General features: G+C 56.3%; 31 protein-coding genes. 26 read left to right on the plus strand and 5 right to left on the minus strand.

All coding sequences use genetic code 11. The features are described from left to right. The first annotated feature begins 3 nt into the window (after positions 1-3). The 25 genes from rpsS (at position 4) to rplQ (ending at position 12,915) form a co-directional block, all read left to right on the plus strand. Complete coding sequence (rpsS, locus tag BN3659_RS06065; protein ID WP_091535362.1) at positions 4-273, plus strand: 30S ribosomal protein S19; 270 nt, start codon at positions 4-6, stop codon at positions 271-273. A 7-nt stretch (positions 274-280) separates the two neighbouring features. Further along, complete coding sequence (gene rplV, locus BN3659_RS06070; RefSeq protein ID WP_091535363.1) at positions 281-691, plus strand: 50S ribosomal protein L22; 411 nt, start codon at positions 281-283, stop codon at positions 689-691. Between the two features lie 4 nt (positions 692-695). Continuing rightward, complete coding sequence (gene rpsC, locus BN3659_RS06075) at positions 696-1,457, plus strand: 30S ribosomal protein S3 (protein WP_091535364.1); 762 nt, start codon at positions 696-698, stop codon at positions 1,455-1,457. A gap of 28 nt (positions 1,458-1,485) precedes the next feature. Beyond that, positions 1,486-1,914 carry a 50S ribosomal protein L16 gene (rplP, locus tag BN3659_RS06080; protein ID WP_091535366.1) on the plus strand — a complete coding sequence of 143 codons (429 nt, stop codon included), beginning with the start codon at positions 1,486-1,488 and terminating at the stop codon, positions 1,912-1,914. 12 nt (positions 1,915-1,926) lie between these two features. Next, positions 1,927-2,121 carry a 50S ribosomal protein L29 gene (gene rpmC / locus BN3659_RS06085; RefSeq protein WP_091535367.1) on the plus strand — a complete coding sequence of 65 codons (195 nt, stop codon included), beginning with the start codon at positions 1,927-1,929 and terminating at the stop codon, positions 2,119-2,121. A gap of 8 nt (positions 2,122-2,129) precedes the next feature. Continuing rightward, entirely contained in the window at positions 2,130-2,384 is a 255-nt protein-coding gene (rpsQ, locus tag BN3659_RS06090) for a 30S ribosomal protein S17 (protein WP_091535368.1), read from the plus strand. A gap of 2 nt (positions 2,385-2,386) precedes the next feature. Beyond that, entirely contained in the window at positions 2,387-2,752 is a 366-nt protein-coding gene (gene rplN, locus BN3659_RS06095) for a 50S ribosomal protein L14 (protein ID WP_091535369.1), read from the plus strand. Positions 2,753-2,773: 21 nt separating this feature from the next. Beyond that, positions 2,774-3,097, plus strand: a complete 324-nt coding sequence (gene rplX, locus BN3659_RS06100; protein ID WP_091535370.1) for a 50S ribosomal protein L24 — start codon at positions 2,774-2,776, stop codon at positions 3,095-3,097. Then, positions 3,097-3,654 (plus strand): 50S ribosomal protein L5, encoded by a 558-nt coding sequence (rplE, locus tag BN3659_RS06105; RefSeq protein WP_091535371.1) that lies wholly within the window; start codon positions 3,097-3,099, stop codon positions 3,652-3,654. Before rplX ends, rplE begins: the two co-directional genes overlap by 1 nt. A 3-nt stretch (positions 3,655-3,657) precedes the next feature. Then, positions 3,658-3,954, plus strand: coding sequence for a 30S ribosomal protein S14 (gene rpsN, locus BN3659_RS06110; RefSeq protein ID WP_171847723.1), 297 nt, complete (start codon positions 3,658-3,660; stop codon positions 3,952-3,954). 692 nt (positions 3,955-4,646) lie between these two features. Continuing rightward, positions 4,647-5,045 carry a 30S ribosomal protein S8 gene (rpsH, locus tag BN3659_RS06120; protein WP_091535374.1) on the plus strand — a complete coding sequence of 133 codons (399 nt, stop codon included), beginning with the start codon at positions 4,647-4,649 and terminating at the stop codon, positions 5,043-5,045. Between the two features lie 29 nt (positions 5,046-5,074). Next, a complete protein-coding gene (rplF, locus tag BN3659_RS06125) occupies positions 5,075-5,662 on the plus strand; it encodes a 50S ribosomal protein L6 (protein WP_091535375.1) in 588 nt (195 codons plus the stop codon). Between the two features lie 16 nt (positions 5,663-5,678). Continuing rightward, complete coding sequence (rplR, locus tag BN3659_RS06130) at positions 5,679-6,041, plus strand: 50S ribosomal protein L18 (RefSeq protein WP_091535376.1); 363 nt, start codon at positions 5,679-5,681, stop codon at positions 6,039-6,041. 6 nt (positions 6,042-6,047) lie between these two features. Further along, positions 6,048-6,566 carry a 30S ribosomal protein S5 gene (gene rpsE / locus BN3659_RS06135; protein WP_091535378.1) on the plus strand — a complete coding sequence of 173 codons (519 nt, stop codon included), beginning with the start codon at positions 6,048-6,050 and terminating at the stop codon, positions 6,564-6,566. A gap of 15 nt (positions 6,567-6,581) precedes the next feature. Further along, the gene (rpmD, locus tag BN3659_RS06140) at positions 6,582-6,764 is read left to right on the plus strand and encodes a 50S ribosomal protein L30 (RefSeq protein ID WP_091535379.1); all 183 of its coding nucleotides are present in this window, start codon (positions 6,582-6,584) and stop codon (positions 6,762-6,764) included. Between the two features lie 25 nt (positions 6,765-6,789). Further along, on the plus strand, positions 6,790-7,236 hold the full coding sequence (gene rplO / locus BN3659_RS06145) for a 50S ribosomal protein L15 (protein ID WP_091535381.1): 447 nt from the start codon (positions 6,790-6,792) through the stop codon (positions 7,234-7,236). A gap of 24 nt (positions 7,237-7,260) precedes the next feature. Then, positions 7,261-8,637 (plus strand): preprotein translocase subunit SecY, encoded by a 1,377-nt coding sequence (secY, locus tag BN3659_RS06150; protein WP_091535383.1) that lies wholly within the window; start codon positions 7,261-7,263, stop codon positions 8,635-8,637. A gap of 28 nt (positions 8,638-8,665) precedes the next feature. Next, entirely contained in the window at positions 8,666-9,442 is a 777-nt protein-coding gene (gene map / locus BN3659_RS06155) for a type I methionyl aminopeptidase (protein ID WP_091535384.1), read from the plus strand. 6 nt (positions 9,443-9,448) lie between these two features. Then, the gene (gene infA, locus BN3659_RS06160; RefSeq protein ID WP_009597667.1) at positions 9,449-9,667 is read left to right on the plus strand and encodes a translation initiation factor IF-1; all 219 of its coding nucleotides are present in this window, start codon (positions 9,449-9,451) and stop codon (positions 9,665-9,667) included. 20 nt (positions 9,668-9,687) lie between these two features. Further along, entirely contained in the window at positions 9,688-9,804 is a 117-nt protein-coding gene (gene ykgO, locus BN3659_RS06165; RefSeq protein ID WP_010262443.1) for a type B 50S ribosomal protein L36, read from the plus strand. Positions 9,805-9,841: 37 nt separating this feature from the next. Continuing rightward, a complete protein-coding gene (gene rpsM, locus BN3659_RS06170; protein WP_091535386.1) occupies positions 9,842-10,222 on the plus strand; it encodes a 30S ribosomal protein S13 in 381 nt (126 codons plus the stop codon). 12 nt (positions 10,223-10,234) lie between these two features. Then, entirely contained in the window at positions 10,235-10,624 is a 390-nt protein-coding gene (gene rpsK, locus BN3659_RS06175) for a 30S ribosomal protein S11 (RefSeq protein WP_091535388.1), read from the plus strand. A gap of 48 nt (positions 10,625-10,672) precedes the next feature. Then, positions 10,673-11,281 carry a 30S ribosomal protein S4 gene (gene rpsD / locus BN3659_RS06180; protein ID WP_091535389.1) on the plus strand — a complete coding sequence of 203 codons (609 nt, stop codon included), beginning with the start codon at positions 10,673-10,675 and terminating at the stop codon, positions 11,279-11,281. A gap of 21 nt (positions 11,282-11,302) precedes the next feature. Next, positions 11,303-12,295, plus strand: a complete 993-nt coding sequence (locus BN3659_RS06185; RefSeq protein ID WP_091535390.1) for a DNA-directed RNA polymerase subunit alpha — start codon at positions 11,303-11,305, stop codon at positions 12,293-12,295. Between the two features lie 2 nt (positions 12,296-12,297). Beyond that, positions 12,298-12,915 carry a 50S ribosomal protein L17 gene (gene rplQ, locus BN3659_RS06190; protein ID WP_091535391.1) on the plus strand — a complete coding sequence of 206 codons (618 nt, stop codon included), beginning with the start codon at positions 12,298-12,300 and terminating at the stop codon, positions 12,913-12,915. Between the two features lie 2,196 nt (positions 12,916-15,111). Here rplQ and tpiA read toward each other — a convergent pair. From tpiA to lysS, 3 genes are all read right to left on the minus strand, one after another. After that, on the minus strand, positions 15,112-15,873 hold the full coding sequence (gene tpiA, locus BN3659_RS06210; RefSeq protein ID WP_091535395.1) for a triose-phosphate isomerase: 762 nt from the start codon (positions 15,871-15,873) through the stop codon (positions 15,112-15,114). Between the two features lie 206 nt (positions 15,874-16,079). Then, positions 16,080-17,111 carry a metallophosphoesterase family protein gene (locus tag BN3659_RS06215; protein ID WP_091535397.1) on the minus strand — a complete coding sequence of 344 codons (1,032 nt, stop codon included), beginning with the start codon at positions 17,109-17,111 and terminating at the stop codon, positions 16,080-16,082. 45 nt (positions 17,112-17,156) lie between these two features. Further along, the gene (gene lysS, locus BN3659_RS06220; protein ID WP_091535398.1) at positions 17,157-18,878 is read right to left on the minus strand and encodes a lysine--tRNA ligase; all 1,722 of its coding nucleotides are present in this window, start codon (positions 18,876-18,878) and stop codon (positions 17,157-17,159) included. Between the two features lie 169 nt (positions 18,879-19,047). On the opposite strand from lysS, the gene BN3659_RS06225 reads away from it, so the two are divergent. Then, entirely contained in the window at positions 19,048-20,199 is a 1,152-nt protein-coding gene (locus BN3659_RS06225) for a DNA/RNA non-specific endonuclease (RefSeq protein WP_091535399.1), read from the plus strand. Positions 20,200-20,446: 247 nt separating this feature from the next. On the opposite strand, the gene BN3659_RS13660 is transcribed toward BN3659_RS06225, so the two are convergent. Both BN3659_RS13660 and BN3659_RS06245 read right to left on the minus strand, forming a co-directional pair. Next, entirely contained in the window at positions 20,447-20,650 is a 204-nt protein-coding gene (locus BN3659_RS13660; protein WP_091535408.1) for a helix-turn-helix domain-containing protein, read from the minus strand. A gap of 661 nt (positions 20,651-21,311) precedes the next feature. Then, complete coding sequence (locus BN3659_RS06245) at positions 21,312-21,560, minus strand: helix-turn-helix transcriptional regulator (protein WP_091535403.1); 249 nt, start codon at positions 21,558-21,560, stop codon at positions 21,312-21,314. Positions 21,561-22,296: the final 736 nt, after the last annotated feature.

A 22,296-nucleotide genomic window follows, 5' to 3' on the forward strand; every position in this document is an offset into this window, starting at 1 on the left:
ATAATGAGCCGTTCATTGAAAAAAGGACCGTACATTGAGCCGAAACTCGAAGCCAAGGTCGTAGCTCAGGCCGAGAGCAACAAAAAGTCGGTGATCAAAACATGGTCGCGAGCAAGTATGATTTCGCCTGACTTCGTGGGTCAGACGATCGCTGTCCACAACGGAAACAAATTCATTCCGGTGTATGTTACTGAGAATATGGTAGGGCACAAACTCGGCGAGTTCGCTCCCACCCGTACATTCCGTGGGCACAGTGGTAACAAGAAAAAATAGGTAGAAAATGGGTGCAAGAAAAGCAATAAGAGCCGAGAAACTGAAGGCTGAAAAGAAGCAGAAGGCAATCGCCGTCATGCGCGACTGCCCGACCTCGCCCCGCAAGATGCGCCTCGTGGCCGACATCATCCGCGGCGTGGAGATCAATAAGGCGCTGGGTATCCTCCGCTATTCGAAGAAAGAGGCGTCGATCCGTTTGGAGAAACTCCTCAAATCGGCGATCGCCAACTGGGAGGCCAAGAACGAGACCGAACGTCTGGAAGACACGACGCTCTGCGTGAAGGAGATCTTCGTGGACGGAGGGCGCATGCTGAAACGTATTCAGGCTGCTCCGCAGGGTCGTGCGCACCGCATCCGCAAGCGTTCGAACCACGTTACGATCGTAGTAGACAAAATGGTAACCGAAGAAAAGAAGTAAGCAAATGGGACAGAAAGTCAATCCGATAGCAAATCGTCTTGGGATCATCCGCGGTTGGGATTCCAACTGGTACGGCGGCAAGGATTTTTCCGACAAGCTGGTCGAGGACGCCAAGATCCGCAAATACCTGAATGTCCGTTTGGCGAAGGCAAGTATTTCGAAGATCATCATCGAGCGTACGCTCAAACTCGTTACCGTTACCATTTCGACGGCGCGTCCGGGCATCATCATCGGCAAGGGCGGTCAGGAGGTCGACAAACTGAAGGAGGAGCTGAAGAAGCTCACCGGCAAGGAGATTCAGATCAATATCTTCGAGGTGAAGCGTCCCGAGGTGGATGCCGTCATCGTGGGCCAGAACATCGCCCGCCAGCTCGAAGGCCGCGTTTCGTTCCGCCGCGCCGTGAAGACGGCCGTGGCTTCGACGATCCGCATGGGTGCCGAGGGCATCAAGATTCAGGTTTCGGGCCGTGTGGGCGGTGCGGAAATGGCGCGCAGCGAGACCGTCAAGGAGGGGCGTATTCCGCTGCATACGTTCCGTGCGGACGTGGATTACTGCCTGACGGAAGCTCTCACCAAGGTGGGTATTCTGGGCGTGAAGGTGTGGATCTGCCACGGTACGGTGTACGGCAAACGCGATCTGTTCGAAATCGCAGGCACATCGGCGCAGGCATCTTCGGGCCAGCGCGACGGCGATCGTCGTTCGCGCGGGGATCGCGGAGAGCGGGGCGACCGCCGCGGGTCCCGTCGCCGCAACAACAATAAGTAAGTAGGACCTTTTAAAGCAAAGACTCAAGATGTTACAGCCAAAAAAGACCAAATTTAGAAGAATGCAGAAGGGCCGTATGAAAGGTTTAGCTCAAAGAGGTAACCAACTTGCATACGGATCGTTCGCCATCAAAGCGCTCGAATGTTCGTGGATCACGGGCCGTCAGATCGAGGCTGCGCGTCAGGCGATCACGCGTTATATGAAACGTGAAGGACAGCTCTGGATCCGCATCTTCCCCGACAAACCCATCACGAAGAAACCCGCCGAGGTGCGTATGGGTAAGGGTAAAGGTAATCCCGAAGGATTCGTGGCACCTGTAACCCCGGGGCGTATTCTCTTCGAGGCCGAGGGGGTGCCCTTGGCCGTAGCTCAGGAGGCGCTGCGTCTGGGAGCGCAGAAACTTCCGATTACGACCAAGTTCATTGTACGGCGCGATTACGTCGAAACCACCATCTAAGAAGGATACAACATGAAAAGTGCAGAAATAAAGGAGATGTCGGTCAAGGATCTCGAGGAGCGCATCGAAGCCGAAAAGGCGCAGCTGGCGAAGCTGAAGGTGCAGCACGCGGTCTCCCCCGTCGAGAACCCTTCGATCATCAAGAAAAACCGCAGAGACATAGCTCGCATGCTGACAATTCTGCGTCAAAAAAACCCTAAATGTTAATTACACCTATGGAAAGAAATCTTAGAAAAGAGCGTATTGGGGTGGTTGTCAGCAACAAAATGGAGAAAACCATCGTGGTTGCCGTGGCCCGCAAGGTGAAGCATCCGATCTATGGCAAATTTGTCAATAAGACCACGAAATTCGTGTCGGAGTGTCTGGACGAGACCTGCAAGGAGGGCGATACCGTACGCATCATGGAGACGCGACCTCTGAGCAAGACGAAGCGTTGGAGATTAGTACAAATCATTGAAAGAGCGAAGTAATTATGATACAGCAAGAAAGCAGACTCGTAGTAGCTGACAACAGCGGTGCGAAGGAGGTCCTCTGCATCCGTGTGCTCGGCGGTACGAAGCGTCGCTACGCTTCGATCGGCGATAAGATCGTGGTGGCCGTGAAGAGCGCGACGCCTTCGGGCGACGTGAAGAAGGGTGCCGTTTCGAAAGCCGTGGTCGTGCGCACCACGAAGGAGATCCGGCGTGCCAACGGTTCGTACATTCGTTTCGACGACAATGCCGTCGTACTTCTTAACAACCAGGGTGAGATTCGCGGAACACGCATCTTCGGTCCCGTAGCCCGTGAGCTGCGCGACCAGTACATGAAGATCATCTCGCTCGCACCCGAAGTATTGTAATCTTAAAACACACATTCGGATATGTCAGTGAAATTACATATTAAAAAGGGGGATCTGGTTTACGTCAACGCCGGCGACAGCAAGGGGCAGCAGGGCAAAGTCCTGAAGGTCGATGTCGAAAAGCAGCGTGCGATCGTCGAGGGCGTGAACATCTGCAAGAAGGCCACCAAGCCCAATGCGCAGAATCCTCAGGGAGGCATCGTCGAGAAAGAGGCGGGTATCCACATCTCCAACTTGCAGGTCGTAGACCCCAAGAGCGGCAAGCCGACGCGCATCGGCCGCAAGGAGAACGATAAAGGTAAATTAGTCCGTTACGCTAAAAAGTCAGGGGAGGAGATCAAATAATGGCATACGTACCTACACTCAAGACACAGTATAAGGAGCAGATCGCAGCTGCCCTTATGAAGGAATTCGGCTATTCGAGCATCATGGAGTGCCCGAAGCTGGTGAAGATCGTCGTCAATCAGGGTATGGGTCAGGCCGTCGCCGACAAGAAGCTCATCGACGTGGCGCAGGAGGAACTCACGCTGATCACCGGCCAGAAAGCCGTGCAGACCCGTTCGCGCAAGGACATCTCGAACTTCAAGCTGCGCAAGGGCATGCCGATCGGCGTGCGTGTAACGCTGCGCGACACGAAGATGTACGAGTTTCTGGAGCGTCTGGTCGCCGTGGCTCTTCCCCGCATCCGCGACTTCAAGGGCATCAACGAGAAGTTCGACGGCCGGGGCAACTATACGCTCGGCATCGCGGAGCAGATCATCTTCCCCGAAATCGACATCGATAAGATCACGAAGATTTTCGGCATGGAGATCACCTTCGTAACGACGGCCAAGACCGACGAGGAGGCCTATGCCCTCCTGCGCGAATTCGGCCTTCCTTTCAAAAACGCAAAAAAGAAATAAGCGATGGCAAAAGAGTCAATGAAAGCACGCGAGGTAAAGCGTGAGAAGCTCGCAAAACGCTATGCACACAAACGCGAAGAGATAGCCGCCAAGCTCAAGAACGGCGAAATGGATCACGAGGAGGCATGGATCGCTCTGTCGAAACTGCCCCGGAACTCGAATCCCATCCGTCAGCACAACCGTTGCAAGATCACGGGGCGTCCGAAGGGCTATATTCGTTTGTTCGGCATCAGCCGTATCCAGTTCCGCGAGATGGCTTCTCAGGGCTTGATTCCGGGCGTGAAGAAGGCGAGCTGGTAGTATGGAAGCGGCGGTGCGCAGGATTGCTGCGGCCGTTCGCTTTCATTCCGAATAAGAGGCTCTTCCGCCGAGGGTTTCGCCCGGTGGATGGGGTGTGGAGGCACGTGCCGGAACGCTTGGTTCGTCGTGCGCGATTCCATGCTTCTCCGGAAGCGGAAGGGTCTGATACGGGTGCGGAATCCGAGTAGCAGAGGCTCGGAGCAGGGGAAAGTGCCGCCGCAAGCGGTAACTTCGCTGCCGAGAGAGTTGCGAAGGGATTCGGCGCCGGTTACAAAGTTCCCGGAACGGGAGGAAGCCTGTGCGGACAGGAGGCAGGCGCGGCACGTGCGTGCGGTCGTGCGGAGTGTCCGGACGGACGGCGAGGCGGTGCGTGGCCGGAAGGCCGGCAGCGTTTCGCGCGGAGTCGTCAGGCGTTCGAGGTCGTCGTTCGGAGGATTTGTGCGGATAAATGTTGGCAACGCGAAGGTGCTGACATTGTCTGCATTCTGGAAGGGATGGCTAAAATGCTGAAATAAAAGGCCCTGTTTTCGGTTTATTGAGAAAAAATGCGTATATTTGCGCACTTGTGCCCGCCGTGCGCATGCGCGGGACGGCGGACGACGAGAGGGCGCGGAGCGGCTGCGAAGATCGTAACGTGCTGCGAAACAAGGAAAGAGACTATTTATTTTTTAATTTTTAACTTTTAATTCATTATGACAGATCCTATTGCGGATTTTCTGACCCGAATTAGAAACGCGGTGAAAGCCAACCACAAAGTGGTTGAAGCTCCCGGTTCAAAAATTAAGCAGGAGATCACCAAGATTCTCTACGAACAGGGCTATATTCTCGCCTACAAATTCGACACCGACGAGAAGGGCCATCCCAGCATCAAGATCGCGCTGAAGTGGGATGCCGCCACGAAGACGAACGCCATCAAGGACCTCAAGCGCGTCAGCCGCCCGGGTCTGCGCCGGTACGCATCGGTGAGCGAAATGCCCCGCGTGCTGAACGGTTTGGGCATCGCTATTCTCTCGACCTCCAAAGGCATCATGACCGACGCCAAGGCCCGCAAGGAGAATGTGGGCGGCGAGGTGCTGTGCTACATCTACTAACGCAATTTCATAAAAAAGGGAAAATACACATGTCAAGAATTGGTAAATTACCTGTAAACCTGCCCGCCGGCGTTACCGTTACGGTTGCGCCCGACAACGTGGTTAGCGTGAAAGGGCCACTTGGGACACTGAGCCTGAAAGTAGACTCGGACATCAAGGTCGAGGTCGGCAGCCATACCGACGCGCATACCGGCAAGGAGATTCCCGCCGTCATCGTGTCGCGTCCGACGAACCAGCCGCGCCACCGTTCGCTGCACGGTCTCTATCGTGCGCTGATCAACAACATGGTCATCGGCGTGTCGAAAGGCTACGAAATCAAGCAGGAGCTCGTGGGCGTCGGTTTCAAGGCCGAAGTCAAGGGCAATATCCTCGAGATGAGTCTCGGCTACTCGCACGACACCCATCTGATGCTGCCTCCCGAAGTAACCGCTACGGCCGTTACGGAGAAAAAGGGCAACCCCATCGTAACGCTGAAGAGCACGGACAAGCAGCTTATCGGTCAGGTGGCCGCCAAGATCCGTTCGCTGCGCAAGCCGGAGCCTTACAAGGGCAAGGGTATCAAGTTCGTAGGCGAGCAGATCCGTCGCAAGGCAGGTAAATCAGCAGGTGCTAAATAGTAAATAGTGAAGAGTTATGTCATTGAATAAAATAGAGAGAAGAGAGAGGATCAAGATGCGTATCCGCAAGATCGTGAGCGGTACGTCCGAGCGTCCTCGCATGACTGTGTTCCGTAGCAACAAGCAGATCTACGTACAGTTTATCGACGACCTTAGGGGGGTTACTCTGGCCGCCGCATCCTCTTTGGACAAGGAGGTGGCGGAGGCTGCCGCCGGCAAGACCAAGAGCGACGTAGCATCGCTCGTGGGCAAGCTGGCCGCCGAGCGTGCCGCCGCCAAGGGTATCTCGGTCGTTTCGTTCGACCGTAACGGCTACCTTTATCACGGAAGAGTTAAACAGTTGGCCGACGCAGCGCGTGAAGGCGGTCTTAAATTCTAAGCGGATATGTCTAATACGAACATAAAGAAAGTACGCACCAGCGACCTCGAGCTCAAGGACAGACTCGTGAGCATTCAGCGTGTTACCAAGGTAACCAAGGGCGGTCGCACATTCAGCTTCTCGGCGATCGTCGTGGTCGGCAACGAAGACGGCGTCGTGGGCTACGGCCTCGGCAAGGCTTCGGAAGTTACGTCGGCCATTGCGAAAGGCATCGAAGATGCGAAGAAGAACCTCGTGAAAATCCCCGTGATCAACGGCACGATTCCCCACAAGCAGGAGTTCCGCTACGGCGGTTCGCTCGTGATGGTGCGTCCGGCCGCTCCCGGTACGGGTATCATCGCCGGCGGTGCCATGCGTGCCGTGCTGGAGTCGGTGGGCGTGAAGAACGTGTTAGCGAAGAGCAAAGGCTCGTCGAACCCCCACAACTTGGTGAAAGCCACGATCGGCGCCCTCTGCGAGCTGCGCGACGCGCGCAGCGTGGCCCAGCTCCGCGGCATTCCGATGTCTCAGGTGTTTAACGGCTAATTTTTCGAAGGGATTATGGCAAGATTGAAAATCACTCAGGTAAAAAGCCGCATCGGCGCCACGGAGCGTCAGTGCCGGAACCTCGACGCGCTGGGTCTGAAGCGGATCAACGCGACGGTCGAGCACGACGATTCGGCGATCATCAAAGGTATGATCGAACGTGTGAAGCACCTCGTGAAGGTCGAAGAGGTAAAATAAGTCTAACAGGTCAAAGTAATAAACGATGGAACTCAATAATCTCAAACCCGCTAAGGGGTCAACGCACCACGACAAGCGTATCGGCCGAGGTGCCGGTTCGGGCTACGGCGGCTACGCCACCCGCGGTAACAAGGGTGCCCAGTCGCGTTCGGGCTATTCGCGCAAATTAGGCTTCGAAGGCGGACAGATGCCGCTCCAGCGCCGTGTGCCGAAGTTCGGTTTCACGAACCTGAAACGGGTCGAATTCAAGGCGATCAACCTCTCGACGATCGAGGAGCTGGCCGCCAAGAAGTCGCTTACGGAGATCACTGCCGAGACGCTCGTGGCCGCGGGCATCGTGTCGTCGAAGGACAAGGTGAAGATCCTCGGCAACGGCGCCGTAACGCGCCCCCTCGCGGTGAAGGCCCACGCCTTCTCGAAGAACGCCGAGGCAGCTATCGCTGCTGCGGGCGGCAGCGTGGAGAAACTCTAAGTAACCTCCTAAGCGACGAAAATTATGAATCAGTATCTCGTAGTTGGTATCGTCTTTTTGGTGATTATCGCTCTTTTGGCGACCAACAAGAAAGTGGTGGAAACGCTCAAGAACATCTACAAGATCGAGGAGCTCCGCAAGCGTGTGATCTACACGATCGGCCTTCTGCTGGTCTACCGTCTGGGCAGTTTCATCGTACTCCCGGGCATCAATCCCAACGCCTTGGGCGAGGGATCGGCGCTTGCCAGCCAGTTGGAGGGCAACGGGCTTCTGGGCCTGTTGAACGTCTTCTCGGGCGGTGCATTCGCCAATGCGGCGATTTTCGCTCTGGGAGTCATGCCGTATATCACGGCCTCGATCATCATCCAGCTTGCCGGTATGATGATTCCTGCGGTCCAGAAGCTGCAGAAAGAGGGTGAGAGCGGCCGCCGTAAGATGAATCAGTGGACACGTCTTCTGACGATCGTCGTGCTGGTGATCCAAGGTCCTGCGTACATCGCAAACCTCTATCATCAGGTGCCCACTGCGTTCGTTTACGGCAATTCGTTCGGCTTCGTTGCCTATGCGACGACGATCCTGATCGCCGGCACCATGTTCATCATGTGGCTCGGCGAGAAGATCACCGACAAGGGTATCGGTAACGGTATCTCGCTGATCATCATGATCGGTATCGTGGCGCGCCTGCCCCACGCCCTGCTGGCCGAGGTCAACGCGCGTTTTCAGACGTCGACCGGCAGTGCCATCATGCTGATCCTCGAACTGGTGCTGCTGTTCCTTGTCTTCATGGCAACGATCGCCTTGGTGCAGGCTGTCCGCAAGGTGCCTGTGCAGTACGCCAAACGTATCGTCGGCAATAAACAGTACGGCGGTGTGCGTCAGTACATCCCCCTGAAGATGAATGCCGCGAATGTGATGCCCATCATCTTCGCGCAGGCTCTGATGTTTATTCCGGCCCTGTTCACCGGTACGGCCTTCGCCGCTGCGTTCAGCACGATGACCGGTTTCTGGTACAACTTCACGTTGGCGGTGCTGGTAATCGCGTTCACCTATTTCTATACCGCGATTATCATCAATCCTCAAATGATGGCCGATGACATGAAGCGCAACGGCGGCTTTATTCCGGGCGTGAAACCGGGCAAGCAGACCGTGAACTACATCGACACCATCATGACGCGCATTACGCTCCCCGGTTCGATTTTCTTGGCTATCGTAGCGATCCTGCCCGCGCTGGCCATGAAATTCCTCGGCATCCAGCAGGCGTTCGCCTACTTCTACGGAGGTACGTCGCTGCTGATTATGGTGGGTGTGGTGCTCGACACTCTGAAGCAGATCGAGAGCTACCTGCTGATGCGCCACTACGACGGCCTGATGAAGACCGGCCGTATTCAAGGCCGCCATTAGGAGGTTTTTCAGAAGAGTCAGACGAAAAATGATATACTTAAAGACAGACGAGGAGATCGAGTTGCTCCGCGAAAACAACATTCTGGTGAGCAAGACCCTGGCCGAGGTGGGCAAGCACATTCGGCCGGGCGTCTCCACCAAGGAGCTCGACACCGTGGCCGAGGAGTTCATCCGTGCGCACGGTGCCGTCCCCGCTTTCCTCGGGTATCAGGGATTTCCCGCTTCGTTATGCGTTTCTGTTAACGAACAGGTAGTTCACGGTATTCCATCCTCGAAATGCATCCTCCGGGAGGGGGACATCGTATCGGTCGATTGCGGTACGTTCATGAAGGGGTTTGTTGGTGATTCGGCGTATACGTTCGCCGTGGGAGAGGTTGCCGCGGAGGTGTGGCAGCTGATGGAAGTTACCAAAGAGGCTCTTCATAAAGGTACGGCGCAGGCCAAAGCCGGCAACCGCGTAGGCGATGTGTCGGCGGCCGTGCAGGAATACGCCGAGAGCTTCGGCTACGGCGTCGTGCGCGAGTTGGAGGGACACGGACTGGGTCGCAAAATGCACGAGGACCCGGGTGTTCCGAACTACGGCGCGCGCGGCAGAGGACCTTTGCTCAAGGAGGGCATGGTCATCTGTATCGAACCCATGATCAACATGGGGACCAAAGCGGTGGTTTTCGAACAGGATGGTTGGACGGTCCGCACGCGGGACCGCAAGCCGGCGGCTCATTTCGAGTTCGCGGTGGCGGTGCGCAAGAACGGCCCCGACGTGCTGACCGACTTTAGTATCATCGAAAACGCACTCAAAAATTAAGACTCTATGGCAAAACAGGCTGCTATCGAAAGGGACGGAACGATCATCGAGGCCCTGTCCAACGCGATGTTTCGCGTCGAGCTGGACAACGGCCACGTGCTCACGGCCCATATCTCCGGAAAGATGCGGATGCACTACATCAAGATCCTTCCCGGGGATAAAGTGAAAGTGGAGATGACGCCCTACGATCTGACGAAGGGCCGAATCTCCTTTAGGTACAAATAACAACAGATTGCTTGAAAATCATGAAAGTAAAAGCATCCATCAAAAAACGCAGCGAAGATTGCAAGATTGTGAAGCGTAAGGGTAAACTCTACGTCATCTGCAAGAAAAATCCCAAATTCAAAATGCGTCAGGGATAGTGATCAAACCGTTTTTTAAAGAAGAAAAAGAGAATTTATGGCACGTATAGTCGGTGTAGATTTACCAAAAAACAAGCGCGGCGAGATCGGCCTTACCTACATTTACGGTATCGGTCGTTCCACAGCCCGCAAGATTCTCGAGGCCGCCGGTATCGGCTACGACCTCAAAGTTCAGGATTGGAACGACGATCAGGTGAGCGCCATCCGTTCGACGATCGCCGAGATGGGCATCAAGGTCGAGGGCGAGTGCCGTTCGGCCGTGCAGCTCAATATCAAGCGACTGATGGATATAGGCTGCTACCGCGGCATCCGTCATCGTCTGGGACTGCCCGTTCGCGGCCAGTCGACCAAGAACAATGCCCGCACGCGCAAAGGCCGTAAGAAGACCGTCGCTAACAAGAAAAAGGCAACTAAGTAATCGTAGAGAGTTATGGCAAAGAAAACTGGAACAGTCAAGAAGAAGGTTGTCAAGGTGGGTGCCACGGGCAATGCCTATGTTCACTCGACTTTCAACAACGTAATCATCACCATCACCAATGAAAACGGCGATGTGATCAGCTGGTCTTCGGCCGGCAAGATGGGTTTCCGCGGTTCTAAGAAGAACACTCCCTACGCTGCTCAGACTTCGGCCGCCGATTGCGCGAAGGTCGCCTACGACATGGGTCTGCGCAAGGTGAAGGTCTATGTCAAAGGTCCGGGTGCAGGCCGCGAATCGGCCGTGCGCACGATCCACGGTGCGGGTCTCGAAGTGATGGAGATCATCGACGTTACTCCGCTGCCGCACAACGGTTGCCGTGCTCCTAACCGCCGCCGCGTATAATCGGCTGGGGTTACGGAAAAATTCAAGGTTTTTTAAAAAGTCATTACAATGGGAAAATACATAGGACCAAAATCGAAGATCGCCCGAAAGTTCGGCGAAGCTATTTACGGTGCGGACAAAGTGCTCGAGAAGCGCAACTATCCTCCCGGACAGCACGGTTTGATGCGCAAGCGCAAGAAGGTGTCCGAGTACGGTACGCAGCTCAGCGAGAAGCAGAAGGCTAAATATACCTACGGCCTGCTGGAGAAGCAGTTCGCCCGTACGTACGAGACGGCTGCCCGCATGGGCGGCATCACGGGCGAAAACCTGTTGAAGCTGCTCGAGTGCCGTCTGGACAATGTGGTGTACCGTCTGGGGATCGCCCCGACGCGCGCCGCGGCCCGTCAGCTCGTCTCGCATCGCCACATCTGCGTGAACGGCAATGTGGTGAACATTCCGTCGTACTCGCTCAAGGCCGGCGATATTGTTTCGGTGCGCGAGAAGTCGAAGAGTTTGGAGGCGATCACGGCGTCTCTGGCAGGCGGTTCGAGAAGCCGCTACGCTTGGCTCGAATGGGACGGTGCGGCGATGGCCGGCAAGTTCCTGCAGAAACCCGAACGCGAGGAGATACCCGAGAACATCAAAGAGCAGCTTATCGTCGAGTTGTACTCCAAATAGTAATTAAACAAATTCATTCATATGGCAATATTAGCATTCCAGAAACCTGAGAAGGTTATCATGCTCGAATCCACTTCGTCGTTCGGAAAGTTCGAGTTCCGTCCGTTGGAGCCCGGGTTCGGCATGACCGTCGGTAACGCCCTGCGCCGTATCCTGCTCTCGTCGCTGGAGGGATACGCGATCACGACCGTCAAGGTAGCCGCTGTGGACCACGAGTTCGCCGCTATCCCCGGTGTGATGGAAGGAATGATCGACGTCATTCTGAATCTCAAGCAGGTTCGTTTTATCCGTACAGTAGATAACCAGGATGCCGAAAAGGTGTCGGTGAACGTTGCGGGTGTTACGGAGCTTACTGCCGGATATATCTCGAATTACCTCTCGTTCTTCAAGGTGCTGAATCCCGATCTGGTCATCGCCCACCTCGCGCCCGGCACCAAAATGCAACTCACGCTGACGATCGGCAAGGGCCGCGGATACGTGCCTGCGGAGGAGAACACTCCTGCGGAGTGCGAATTCGGTACGCTGCCGATCGACTCGATCTTCACGCCCATCAAAAACGTGAAGTATTCGATCGAGAACTACCGCGTGGAGCAGAAGACCGACTACGAGAAATTGAATTTGGAGATTACGACCGACGGATCGATCCATCCGAAGGAGGCGTTGAAGGAGGCTGCGAAGATTCTGATCCAGCATTTCATGCTTTTCTCGGACGAGAAGATCACGGTCAACATGGAGGACAACAACGGTACCGAAGAGTTCGACGAAGACGTGCTTCACATGCGCCAACTGTTGAAAACGAAGTTGTCGGATCAGGATCTGAGCGTTCGGGCCCTGAACTGCCTGAAAGCGGCCGACGTCGATACGGTGGGTGATTTGGTGAAGCTGAACCGCACGGACCTGCTGAAATTCCGGAATTTCGGCAAGAAGTCGCTGACGGAGCTCGACGAGCTGCTGGCTTCGCTCAACCTCAAATTCGGTATGGACGTATCTATCTACAAACTTGATAAAGACTAATTATGAGACACAATAAGAATTTCAACCACCTTGGCCGTCAGGCCGGGCACCGCAAGGCGCTGATGTCGAACATGGCGTCGTCGCTGATCCTGCACAAGCGCATCGAGACTACGGTAGCGAAAGCCAAGGCCCTCAAGCAGTTTGTCGAGCCTCTGGTTACGAAGTCGAAGGAGGATACGACGCATCAGCGCCGCGTAGTCTTCTCGTACCTGAAGCAGAAGGAGGCTGTCGCGGAGCTGTTCCGCGCGATCGCTCCGAAGATCGCCGATCGTCCGGGCGGTTACACGCGTATCCTCAAGACGGGGTTCCGTCTGGGCGATGCCGCCGATATGTGCATCATCGAGTTCGTCGATTTCAACGAAGCCTATACGTTGGGTGTGGTTCCCACGGCCGAGGCTGCGAAGCCCAAGACGCGCCGTTCGCGCAAATCCGCTGCTGCGAAAAACGTCGACGCAGTCGAGGAGGCTACGGTCGTAGACGGTGAAGCGAAAGCTGCAAAGAAAGTTCCGGCCAAAAAGGCTGCGGCTCCGAAGGCCGCGAATCCCGCAGTTCCGAAAAACGCGGTCAAGACTGCCGCTCCGAAAGCGGCTAAGAAGACGAACGTGGGCAAGAAGATGTAACGAATTGCTTACGGACCGAAAAAGGGGTTGTCTGAGACTTGTCGGACAGCCCCTTTTTCGTACTGTTCAGCGGATGTTGCGGAGTAGGGCCGATTGCATGTCGGGTGTCTGTGCCGGGGTCCTGTTCCGCTGCGGATATACGAAATATTGCCGGACGACGGAAGTCGTTCCGGCTTTTGTTCGGGACCGGGAACCGGCAGTAAGGAAAACGGCCGGCTTTGGGTGGCGGTATGTTTCCCGGCTTTAGCTCGCAAGGAGGGGCGAGGCCGGGAATCTGCGGTTCGAAAAGCGAACCATTTCGTTAAGCCGTGCGCAGAGCCGAACTCGTTCGAGCTATGCCGGGGCGAGAAACGGACGAAAGGAATTCAACCCTTTCGTTAAGCCGAGTGCAGAGCCGAACTCGTTCGAGCTATGCCGAGGCGGGAAACGGACGAAAGAAATTCAACGTTTTTTTTGCGGCGGTATGTTTCCCGGCTATGTTCGGGGGAAGACCGGGATGGAGAAGCGGCTGTAAGGAAAAAAGAAAACGGGGGGGGGGATAAACCGGGCTCGTTAGGCATTTTCCGGTATGGGAAAATGTCCGCGATCCGATGAGCCGTTATTCGGAATTTTGGTAACTTTGATTATCCTTCGGATTCAAACACGATGAATCAGGGTATTGTGGTCGACCTCGATCGCTCTTTTTACCTTCTCATGGGCTGCGGCTCAAAACCCGTCAGGGGCGGAGTGTACGGAGCTCGATTCGTTGCTTCGTGCGGTACATGCGGCGGATCGGGAAATCCGCGAGGAGGTCATGCGTTTGTACGTCCGGCAGCCTGTTGCCACGGACTCGCTGTCGCTGGCACTCGTCCGCCAGCGACAGGGCGACAGCGTGAATCGACGGTTCGTTTTCGGAATGCTCGGTGCGTGCGGAGGGCCGGCCGGATTTCCGAGGAGGCGAACGGAGCAATCCGGCTGGTGATTCAGCAATGCTTCGCCGGTGGATATTGAACGCTATCTGCCGATGGTCGAAAAGGCTGCGGCGAAAGGTACGATCGAAATGGCGGATGATGCATCGGCGTTCGATCGCATGCGGATGCATGACAAATTGCCGCAGCACTACGGCTCGCAGACGTTTGCAGCGGATCCGAATGGGAGGGGGGGGCCTTGCGGCTCTGGCCGGTCGAAGATGCGGCACGGCGCGGTTCGCTGCGTGCGGCGGCCGGGTTGACGCCGATCGCGGAATATCTGGAGGCGGTAGAGGCGGCATGCGGACGACCGGTGCTTTGGGACCGGACGAAAACGGCGGCTGAGACGGCCGAAACGCGCGGTTGGCAAGCCTCGATGCAAGAGGATTTTCCGTGAAGGCGATGACTGCTTTTGGGAGGGGCGGTGTATTGCGAATATTCGGCGGAATGAGCCGTGAGGCGGATTCGGTCGGGACAAGGGGCATCCGGGACGGTGAAGATGCCGGAAGGTTCGGGGTCAGTCGTTTTGCTGCGGTCGTGCCGATAAACGTTCGTTCGAGAAAACGTGCGGGTGTCCGTCTCCTTATGGCTTTTCATTCATGGCGGCCCGGACGGCAAGGGTGCTTTTTCGCCTCGATGGACTTTTCATTTCTCGTTTCGAGGTCCGAAAGGCACGGTTCTGCGGTTGGAAATGGCCGCGGTGTTTTTCCTGCGGGGACAAGGAGGAGGAACGAGGAATTTTATCTTTGTCGAGGCGCCTGTTCTGCGATTCGCTCCGATCCGGCCGTTGAGCCGTGTGCTGCGGATGAAGCGGTGCGGTGTTGCGAAGGGGTTTTCGGGGCGACGAATGACGGAAGCGCGGTTCGGATGAGGACGACCGGCAATCGGATGCTTCTTTTCACTCAGGGGATTTCGGCGGACGATGACGGAATTGCGAATCCCGGGGCTGACGGAATTTTCCGGTCGGTGGAATCGGGGCCGTGGATCGAATGAGGCTGTACGGCGATGTGTGTCCTCTTGGAGAATTGCACGTTCGGGAAAAGTTATTTCGGGATGGAGGCGGGAACGAAAGAGGCTGTCTAAACGTATCAGACAGCCTCTTGTCGGTCGCATGCGGGGCGGGTGAAATCCCAGCCGGAACCGAATCGGCCCCGAATAGCGGACGAACCGCCTGTGCTTCTCCGTCCGAAACGAAATTGCGACCTCCGGTCCGGACGAATCTTCGGTCGGTCTCTCGTGCGGAAATCGTTTATTTGCCGAATCCGTTGCTTCCGATGGCGAGGAAATCCTCCGCCTTGAGCGCCGCGCCGCCGATCAGACCGCCGTCCACGTCCTCTTTGGCGAAGAGTTCCGCGGCGTTCGAGGGTTTGCACGAACCGCCGTACAGGATGGCTGTTTCGGCCGCTGCCGCACCGAATTTCTCGGACAGCACCTTGCGGATGTACGCATGTATCTCCTGTGCCTGCTCGGCTGTGGCGGTTTTGCCGGTGCCGATGGCCCAGACAGGTTCGTAGGCGATTATCAGCCGGGCGAACTGTGCGGGCGTGAGGTTGAATACGACCTCTTCGATCTGCGCCTTCACCACGTCGAAGTGTTTGCCCGCTTCGCGCTCTTCGAGGTTCTCGCCCACGCAGTAGATCGGCACGAGGTCGTGGGCATAGGCCTGTTCCATCTTCCGGTTGAGCGTCGCGGAGGTTTCGCCGTAGTATTGCCGGCGCTCCGAGTGGCCGAGGATGACGTACCTGCAGCCGAGCGCGGCGATCATCGCGGCCGATACCTCGCCCGTGTAGGCGCCCTTCTCCTCGGCCGCACAGTTCTGCGCACCGAGTGCGATCCCGGTGCCCGCGAGGACCTTCGCCACTTCCGATAGATGCGTATAGGGCGGACACACGATGAAGTGCACGCATTCGCAAACCGAACCTTTGCCTGCGACGATGTTTTTTGCCAGTTCGACACCTTCGGCCGGAAGCGTGTTCATTTTCCAGTTGCCTGCAACGATTTTACTTCTCATTTTCCTTCTCCTTTATTGCTTGTTGGTTAAACATTCCGTTGTGCTGCGGCCCCCCCCCTTCCCGGCCCCCGCCTGTCGCGGAGCCGCGGTCTCCTGTCCGTCGCCTTGCCTCGCCTCTTTCGGCGGCGGTCTGTCCACTCTGCTATGGCGGCGTGGGCGGTTTGCCGTCTGGTTCGTCTGGTTCGTCTGGTCCCGGCTCTCGACCTCTATTGCCTCGGGAAGACGGTTCTGCGCATTTCGCGGCCGTTGGCCAGCCGCTCCCATGTGGCGAATCCCGTCCGGTCCTGACGCAACTCGATCATGCGTGCGCCGCTCAGCAGTTCTTGATATTCGGCGAATCCGCCGCTGTAACGGCCGTATCCGAGTGCGATGCCCTCTTTCAGAGCGACGTAGTTGTTGGCGTGGTCGTGTCCGGCGAATACGCCTGCGACGTCGCCGCGCCGCACCATCGCCTCGAACATACCGCGGTTGTCGCGCCCGGGCGATTCCTTTTCGAGCCGGAAACCCACGGCCTGCGGATCGCCGTCGAACGCCTCGCGGTATTCCGGCAGCGGAATGTGCAGGAATACGAGCGCATTGACTTTGCGGCCGCAGCGGGCCTCCAGCGCTTCGCTCTGCCGCACGTACCACGCCACCTGCTCCGCTTCGAGGCCGGCATAGGAGTGGTCGTCCGCATTGTAGTCGTTCGAATCCATCACATAGAGCGCCGCGGCGCACGATCCGTCCGTCGCCGCGAGGGGAATGACGAAATCGCCCTGCCGTTCGCCGGCAGGGTTGTAGCGCGCATTGACGCAGCCGGGCAGCGTGCGCACGATGTCGTACACCTCGGCTCGGGTGAGCCCCTGTTCGGCGTCGTGGTTGCCGAGCGTAACGGCATAGGGTACGCCCTGTTTATGCAGAAATCCGCCGATGCGGCGGAGCAGCTTCTCCGCATTGCGCGCATAGATCACATCGCCCGTAAGGACGATGAGGTCCGGTTTTTCACGTTCGATCAGCTCCGCGACCATCGGCAGCACATGCCCCGACTGCCGTTCGCTCTCCGTGTAGTGCAGGTCGGTGAGCTGCATGATGCGAAAGCGCCCGTCGCTCCGGAAACGAAGTTCCGGTACCGGTTGGCCGGCAGTCTGCGCGGCATTGCGCCGCGCCGCACCCTTCGGGCCGGGATCGCCGGGCGCGGTCTGGGCCGATCCCGACAGGGCGACGACGAGAGCCGCCCATATTCCGATGATTCTTTTCATCTCTCTCCGGTTCTTTCGTTCGCTGTGCCGCGGCGGTCGGCCGCCCTATGCCTCGCACCAGCGTTTCACCTCCTCGATTGATGGGGCCTTGAGGCCGAGTTTGTTTTTCTTGTTGAAGCCGCACAGGTCGTTGAAGAATTTGCCGGCGGACAGTTTTTTGAGCGATTCGACGGTCGGATAGCCCATTTTCTGAATCACGGGCACCCACTCTTCGGGTACGCCGATTTCGGTGTACTTCTCCGCGGGGTCGCTCGCGGTCTTCTTTTCGGGCCGCATCTGCGGGAAGAAGAGCACGTCCTGAATCGACGGCTGCCCCGTCATGAACATCGTCAGACGGTCGATGCCCATGCCCATGCCCGAGCAGGAGGGCATGCCGTATTCGAGCGCCCGCACGAAGTCCATGTCGATGAACATGGCCTCGTCGTCGCCCTTCTCCGAGAGCCGCAGCTGCTCCTGAAAACGCTCCAGCTGGTCGATCGGGTCGTTCAGCTCCGAGTAGGCGTTGCAGAGCTCCTTGCCGTTGACGAAGAGCTCGAAACGCTCCGTGAGACCGGGATCGTTCCGGTGGCGTTTGCTCAGAGGCGACATTTCGATCGGATAGTCCATCATGAAGGTGGGCTGCACGAGATCGGCCTCGCAGTACTGGCTGAAAATGGCGTCGATGAGCTTGCCTTTGCCCATCGTCGCGTCCGTCTCGACCCCGAGCCGGCGGCACGCTTCGCGCAGCTGCTCCTCGCTCTGGCCCGTGATGTCGTAGCCCGTCTTTTCGCGGATGGCGTCGGTCATCGTCAGACGCCGGAAGGGGGCCTTGAACGAGATCGGCTTGCCGTCGATCACCGCCTCCGTGGTGCCGTTGACGGCCAGCGCCACCCGTTCGAGCATCTGCTCGGTGAACTCCATCATCCAGAGGTAGTCCTTGTAGGCCACGTAGATCTCCATCACCGTGAACTCGGGGTTGTGCGTGCGGTCCATGCCCTCGTTGCGGAAGTTCTTGCCGAATTCGTATACGCCGTCGAACCCGCCCACGATCAGCTTCTTGAGGTAGAGCTCGCTGGCGATGCGCAGGTATTGGTCCATGTCGAGCGCATTGTGGTGCGTGATGAAGGGCCGGGCGGCCGCACCGCCCGGAATGGGTTGCAGGATCGGGGTCTCCACCTCGACGTAGCCCCGCTCGTTGAAGAAGTCGCGCATGGTCTGGATGATGCGGGCGCGCTTGACGAAGACGTCGCGCACCTGCGGATTGACCGCGAGGTCCACGTAGCGCTGCCGGTAGCGCACTTCGGGATCGGTCAGGGCGTCGAACGTCCGGCCGTCCTTCTCCTTCACGACGGGAAGCGGCCGCACCGACTTCGAGATGAGGGTGAGCCGGCGGCAGTGCACCGACAGTTCGCCCGTCTTGGTGATGAAGGCGGACCCTTCGACCCCCACGAAGTCGCCGATGTCGAGCAGTTTCTTGAAGACGGTGTTGTAGAACGTCGGATCGCCCTCGGGGCAGATGTCGTCGCGGCGGATGTAGACCTGTATGCGCCCCGTGTGGTCCTGCAGTTCGAAGAAGGAGGCGCTGCCCATGATGCGGCGCGTCATGATGCGGCCCGCGATGCGCACCTGCCGGAAGTTGCCTTTCGCTTCGTCGTAGTGCTCCGTAATTTCGCGTGCGGTGGCGTTCACGTCGTACATTGCGGCGGGGTAGGGATTGATTCCCAGCTCGCGCAGCGCGGCGAGGGACTGGCGTCTCAATTGTTCCTGTTCGCTGAGTTCGATAGCCATTGTATGTCGTTTTTCGTTCTGTTTCGCGTTTCGCGCAAAGGTACGAAAAGCGGCCCGAATATCAAAAAATAAGCTCCCTTTTCGGCCGGCGGAGCCGGTCGGAGCGAATGTTTTTGCGAGATTACATAAATAATGCTTATATTTGAAGCCCGGCGAAAGAAATGGGCCTATGAATAAAAAAATTCTGTCGTCGATCTCCTGCACGTTGCGTTGGAGATCGCTGTTGCTGACCGTCGCGCTGTTGGCGGCGGCATGCTCCTCCGAATCGGAGAAGGAGCCTTATCTGCGGGTTTACCCCACGTCGCTGATCTACGATCCTGCGAATCCCGATACGAATGTCGTGTCCGTCGAGTCGAACGACGTGTGGCGGATCGCGTCGGGCGATCCGGCCCCGCAGACCGACCGTCGGATCGGCAGCGGCGACGGGTTGATCCTTCTGACCGACGCTCCCGTGGGGCGGAGCAGTTTTACCGTCTCTTCCAGCTCGGCCGAATACACCGTTGCCGTAACGCGCTTCGGCGGCGGCGATCCCACGCCCGATCCCACGCCTGATCCCGATCCGGACCCCGACCCGGGGACGGCTCTTTTCGGGAAGTCTTGGGCCGAGATGCCCGCGGAACTCGTGAAGAAGGGCGATTATTACTATACCTACCACATGCGTCCCGATGCCGCGTCGATCCGCAACTATACGGTCTGTTACAGCCGCGAGCGGATGAGCCCCGTCTGGGTAGCCGCGCCGATGCACTCCAGCTACAAGGGCAGCGCCAAGCGCACCGACGCCTATGCGCAGGATCCTACGCTCGGGTTCACGCAGGCCGGCAAGTGGAGCGGCTATACGCGCGGCCACATGCTGGGGTCGAGCGATCGCACGGTCAGCCGCGAGACCAACAAACAGGTTTTTTACTATTCGAACATCGCACCGCAGATGCAGAACGGCTTCAATACGGGCGGCGGCGCTTGGAACAACCTCGAGGATTTCACCGACGGACAGTGGTGCGCCGACACGCTCTATCAGGTGGTCGGCTGCTATTGGGCGGACGAGAACACGAAAGTCGGCAGTACGGTGATTCCCACGCATTATTATAAGGTGCTGCTTCGCACCAAGAAGGGCAATACGCACAAGTCGGTGGCCGAGTGTACGGCCGACGAGCTGAAATGCGCAGTGTTCATGCTGGAGCACAAGAGCCAGAAGGGGCTCAGGCCGAACGCTTCGATGATGATGTCGGTGAGCGAACTGGAGCGCATGACGGGCTTCACCTTTTTCCCGAATGTGCCCCATGCGCCGAAAGATACGTACGATCCTGCGGACTGGGGGCTGTGATTTCGCCGGCGGGCGGGACTTGCAAGGGCGCAGTACATTCCTGATTTCGGGTATCCCAATGCCTCCTGAAAGGACTTGTACTTGCGTCCCTTGCTTTTTTATGCCTATAATTCGGATAGGATTTTCGGGGCGCACCTATTTCCGAATTTACCGATCGACCGCTCCATGTCGCAGCCCGCATCATCTGTTTCCGCACATCCGGTTTTACGGACCTTGCCCTGCCGATTGCGGTCTCGGCGGGATCGCGCTATTTTTTCGGGGGATGGTTCAGCGGCGCGAAAAACTCGCCGAGCGTGATTTCATAGAACCTGCATAACCTCGATATAGAAAGAACGGAGGGGGTATCTCGGCCGTTTTCAATGTGAGAAACATCTACACCGGTATTTTCGATTACGAACTCTTGGGAGTGATGATTGTTGTTCCGCAACTCTTTGATGCGTTTAATCATCATTTCAGACAGTAATGCATCTGTGTATTTTGTCTTATTTTGTTTCACGTTCGCAAAAACAGACACTTTATATTTACATGGTAAAAGATTTCGTCGTTTTCATACGGCTATTTTTTCGGATAGGTCATACCGGAGAAGAACTCGTCGAGAGACAGATCGTAAAATTTACAGAATGTAGCGATGGATTCCAACGAAGGAAATTTCCTTTTACTTTCGTACTCCCATATTTTTAGCCGAGTATTGTTGGTTAAATACTCTTGTGTGTGGTTGTGTGCCTCCCGAATCTGGCACATACGTCGGGCAACCATCTCTCTTAGTTTTTCGTCTTTGGATCGCAAGTCGTTCGAATTATTTTATCGGGTGAGGCGTGAACGTACTATTTTTTCGGATAGATTATACCGGAGAAAAACTCTTCAAGAGAGATATGATATAACTTGCAGAATTTAGCGATCGAAGCCAATGTCGGGAATTTTGTTTTTCGTTCGTAATCGGAAATACCCAATCCGGTTTCGTGCAAGACATACTCTTTGGTATGGTTATGCCGTTCCCGAATTTCGCGTAACCGGTTGGCTATTAAATCGACTAATATGGGGTCTGTCTGCTGCACTGTCAGACTGTTTTATAAGGTAAAGGCGTTCCGTCTCTGCGTTGGGGCTTTATGCGGCTATTTTTTCGGCGGGTAATTTAGGGGAGCGAAAAATTCACCAAGAGTGATGTTGTAAAATTCGCAAATCTTAAATAATGACATCAACGTTGGAATTTTTGTCCCGGCTTCATAGCTATTGATGCTCAAATGCACCTTCTCGATAAGATATTCCTGTGTATGGTTATGCTCGTTGCGCAACTCTTTTATTCGTTGCGCAACCCGCTCAACGAATTTGGAATTTACATAATATCGAGAAGATTTAACCATGAATGCAAAAAAATAAGCAAATCTTAATTTTTATACATACTCGCGAATACTTATTGACGGGATTTTTCCTATATTTGCGCACAGACTTTAACGGATGCAGAAATTATGCTAACTTTGCAGATAGATAGTTCGGCATAGCCGACGGACATAACACATAAAGGGTAAACAACTCTTTATACCTACCGTAAAATTGGGAACTTTGCAGTAATCGGGTATATAAGTTGTCAGTCCTTGTTATGTCCTGCTCGCTGCGTGCGAGCGGGGCAAAACAGGGGCGCAGGACAATCAACTGATTACGGGTATCCCAATACCTACGGTAGAAGATTGACACCGCGCCCTCTTTTTATGCCTATCGTTCGGATAGGATTCTCGGGGCGCGCCTATTTCCGAATTTACCGATCGACCGCTCCATGTCGCAACCCGCATCATCTGTTTCCGCCTCTCCGGTTTTACGGACCCTGCCCTGCCTCTGCCGGCGGGGTGCGGAGGGCGGCTTCGCGCCCGGTCGTACCGACTTCGCGTCGCTGTGGTTTTTGTTCACGCATTCAGTTTCGAGCTGGTCGCCGGCGGTTTCGAGGCGTCGTTCGGCTTCGCAAGATTGTGCTCCTCATCCCGTGTTTTCGAGGGTCTATCCGCATTCAGATCGGCGGATGCCCTGCGTTTCGGGTATCATATTCCGGCAACGGCTCCAAATCCTCAAACAAGGTTCGCCCTTGCGCACCGCGCGGCCGAGTCT

The sequence above is a fragment of the Alistipes sp. CHKCI003 genome (assembly GCF_900021155.1).
Taxonomy (GTDB): domain Bacteria; phylum Bacteroidota; class Bacteroidia; order Bacteroidales; family Rikenellaceae; genus Alistipes; species Alistipes excrementavium.

What these genes read in the sequence shown, in the direction of transcription:
- rpsS (WP_091535362.1), top strand. Translation starts at nt 4, where the DNA reads ATGAGCCGTTCATTGAAAAAAGGACCGTACATTGAGCCGAAACTCGAA.
- rplV (WP_091535363.1), top strand. Translation starts at nt 281, where the DNA reads ATGGGTGCAAGAAAAGCAATAAGAGCCGAGAAACTGAAGGCTGAAAAG.
- rpsC (WP_091535364.1), top strand. Translation starts at nt 696, where the DNA reads ATGGGACAGAAAGTCAATCCGATAGCAAATCGTCTTGGGATCATCCGC.
- rplP (WP_091535366.1), top strand. Translation starts at nt 1,486, where the DNA reads ATGTTACAGCCAAAAAAGACCAAATTTAGAAGAATGCAGAAGGGCCGT.
- rpmC (WP_091535367.1), top strand. Translation starts at nt 1,927, where the DNA reads ATGAAAAGTGCAGAAATAAAGGAGATGTCGGTCAAGGATCTCGAGGAG.
- rpsQ (WP_091535368.1), top strand. Translation starts at nt 2,130, where the DNA reads ATGGAAAGAAATCTTAGAAAAGAGCGTATTGGGGTGGTTGTCAGCAAC.
- rplN (WP_091535369.1), top strand. Translation starts at nt 2,387, where the DNA reads ATGATACAGCAAGAAAGCAGACTCGTAGTAGCTGACAACAGCGGTGCG.
- rplX (WP_091535370.1), top strand. Translation starts at nt 2,774, where the DNA reads ATGTCAGTGAAATTACATATTAAAAAGGGGGATCTGGTTTACGTCAAC.
- rplE (WP_091535371.1), top strand. Translation starts at nt 3,097, where the DNA reads ATGGCATACGTACCTACACTCAAGACACAGTATAAGGAGCAGATCGCA.
- rpsN (WP_171847723.1), top strand. Translation starts at nt 3,658, where the DNA reads ATGGCAAAAGAGTCAATGAAAGCACGCGAGGTAAAGCGTGAGAAGCTC.
- rpsH (WP_091535374.1), top strand. Translation starts at nt 4,647, where the DNA reads ATGACAGATCCTATTGCGGATTTTCTGACCCGAATTAGAAACGCGGTG.
- rplF (WP_091535375.1), top strand. Translation starts at nt 5,075, where the DNA reads ATGTCAAGAATTGGTAAATTACCTGTAAACCTGCCCGCCGGCGTTACC.
- rplR (WP_091535376.1), top strand. Translation starts at nt 5,679, where the DNA reads ATGTCATTGAATAAAATAGAGAGAAGAGAGAGGATCAAGATGCGTATC.
- rpsE (WP_091535378.1), top strand. Translation starts at nt 6,048, where the DNA reads ATGTCTAATACGAACATAAAGAAAGTACGCACCAGCGACCTCGAGCTC.
- rpmD (WP_091535379.1), top strand. Translation starts at nt 6,582, where the DNA reads ATGGCAAGATTGAAAATCACTCAGGTAAAAAGCCGCATCGGCGCCACG.
- rplO (WP_091535381.1), top strand. Translation starts at nt 6,790, where the DNA reads ATGGAACTCAATAATCTCAAACCCGCTAAGGGGTCAACGCACCACGAC.
- secY (WP_091535383.1), top strand. Translation starts at nt 7,261, where the DNA reads ATGAATCAGTATCTCGTAGTTGGTATCGTCTTTTTGGTGATTATCGCT.
- map (WP_091535384.1), top strand. Translation starts at nt 8,666, where the DNA reads ATGATATACTTAAAGACAGACGAGGAGATCGAGTTGCTCCGCGAAAAC.
- infA (WP_009597667.1), top strand. Translation starts at nt 9,449, where the DNA reads ATGGCAAAACAGGCTGCTATCGAAAGGGACGGAACGATCATCGAGGCC.
- ykgO (WP_010262443.1), top strand. Translation starts at nt 9,688, where the DNA reads ATGAAAGTAAAAGCATCCATCAAAAAACGCAGCGAAGATTGCAAGATT.
- rpsM (WP_091535386.1), top strand. Translation starts at nt 9,842, where the DNA reads ATGGCACGTATAGTCGGTGTAGATTTACCAAAAAACAAGCGCGGCGAG.
- rpsK (WP_091535388.1), top strand. Translation starts at nt 10,235, where the DNA reads ATGGCAAAGAAAACTGGAACAGTCAAGAAGAAGGTTGTCAAGGTGGGT.
- rpsD (WP_091535389.1), top strand. Translation starts at nt 10,673, where the DNA reads ATGGGAAAATACATAGGACCAAAATCGAAGATCGCCCGAAAGTTCGGC.
- BN3659_RS06185 (WP_091535390.1), top strand. Translation starts at nt 11,303, where the DNA reads ATGGCAATATTAGCATTCCAGAAACCTGAGAAGGTTATCATGCTCGAA.
- rplQ (WP_091535391.1), top strand. Translation starts at nt 12,298, where the DNA reads ATGAGACACAATAAGAATTTCAACCACCTTGGCCGTCAGGCCGGGCAC.
- tpiA (WP_091535395.1), bottom strand. Translation starts at nt 15,873, where the DNA reads ATGAGAAGTAAAATCGTTGCAGGCAACTGGAAAATGAACACGCTTCCG.
- BN3659_RS06215 (WP_091535397.1), bottom strand. Translation starts at nt 17,111, where the DNA reads ATGAAAAGAATCATCGGAATATGGGCGGCTCTCGTCGTCGCCCTGTCG.
- lysS (WP_091535398.1), bottom strand. Translation starts at nt 18,878, where the DNA reads ATGGCTATCGAACTCAGCGAACAGGAACAATTGAGACGCCAGTCCCTC.
- BN3659_RS06225 (WP_091535399.1), top strand. Translation starts at nt 19,048, where the DNA reads ATGAATAAAAAAATTCTGTCGTCGATCTCCTGCACGTTGCGTTGGAGA.
- BN3659_RS13660 (WP_091535408.1), bottom strand. Translation starts at nt 20,650, where the DNA reads ATGATGATTAAACGCATCAAAGAGTTGCGGAACAACAATCATCACTCC.
- BN3659_RS06245 (WP_091535403.1), bottom strand. Translation starts at nt 21,560, where the DNA reads ATGGTTAAATCTTCTCGATATTATGTAAATTCCAAATTCGTTGAGCGG.